The organism is Mesorhizobium sp. P5_C1, assembly GCF_054049815.1.
On record NZ_JBFULQ010001019.1, the window covers coordinates 1 to 1192 of the forward strand.

Sequence of the window (1192 nt, forward strand, 5' to 3'; positions counted from 1 at the left end):
CTGCAGGTACTATTGCGATAGCGCCGGTTGCATGTACGATGTTGCTGAGGCTTTCAGAGGGCAAGATGTTGACCGAGCAGGGCTTCCTCCGAGCCTCGATTGTCGCGACGGTAGGCGTCGCGGCGTTCGGAATCGTCTTCGGCCTGCTGTCCGGGTCGTTCTCCATCGCTTTTGATGGCGCCTATTCTCTTGTCGATGCCGGAATGACGATTTTGGCGCTTTGGGTATCGAGCCTGATCGTACGATCGGCAAAGGCCGACGCGCTGTCGGGCAGGCTGCGCAATCGATTCACGATGGGGTTCTGGCACCTGGAGCCTATTGTGTTGGGCCTTAACGGCACCTTGCTGATGACGGTCGCTACCTACGCCCTCATCAACGCCGTGATCACCATTGTGTACGGCGGCAACGAGCTGCGCTTCGGTGTCGCCATCGTCTACGCCGGAATCACGTTGGTGGTCTGTATAGCCATGGCTATGGCCGGTGCGCGGGCAAACAGGAGACTGCAGTCAGACTTCGTTGCCCTGGACGTTAAAGCCTGGACGATGTCGGCGGGAATAACCTCGGCACTTCTGATCGCATTCCTGATCGGACAGGCGGCCGGCGGAACGCCGCTTGGCTGGATCTCTCCATACGTGGACCCTGTCGTACTGGCGCTGGTCTGCCTCGTGATCATTCCTATTCCCGTCGGGGCGGTGCGCAAGGCCCTGTCCGAGATCCTGCTCATCACCCCCGTGGATCTCAAGGCCCACGTCGATCGGGTGGCCGCCGGAATAGTGCAGCGCGAGGGGTTCCTGTCCCATCGGGCATACGTCGCCAAGGTCGGGCGGGCCACGCAGATAGAGCTTTACTTCATCGTGCCGAAGGACTTGCCCCCGAGGACCATCGAGGAGTGGGACCGCACCCGCGACCAGATCGGCGCGGCCATCGGGGACGAAGGCCACAATCGGTGGCTGACCATCGCCTTTACCGCTGACGTCAACTGGGCGGAGTGAAAGCCGGGTGGCGCGCCAGACCGATGTCGGGCATCGCGTTGTGCCAGGTCAGCCCCGCACCTTCCGGCCCAGGTAGCAAACCTCCTCGTGAAGCTTCGTGTCGCTCGGCTTCATAGGTATGAGCAGGTAGCTATCCTCGGACACCGTCATTGCCTGTCCATTCTGATGTGCGAACGCCTGTCCTTTTGGCAACAGCTTGA

1 protein-coding gene is annotated in these 1192 nt (G+C 61.1%); it reads left to right on the top strand.

Going from position 1 to position 1192, the window contains the following annotated elements; genetic code table 11:
* Positions 1-17: 17 nt before the first annotated feature.
* The gene (locus ACXJ7R_RS33540; RefSeq protein WP_457155540.1) at positions 18-992 is read left to right on the top strand and encodes a cation diffusion facilitator family transporter; all 975 of its coding nucleotides are present in this window, start codon (positions 18-20) and stop codon (positions 990-992) included.
* Positions 993-1192 lie beyond the last annotated feature (200 nt).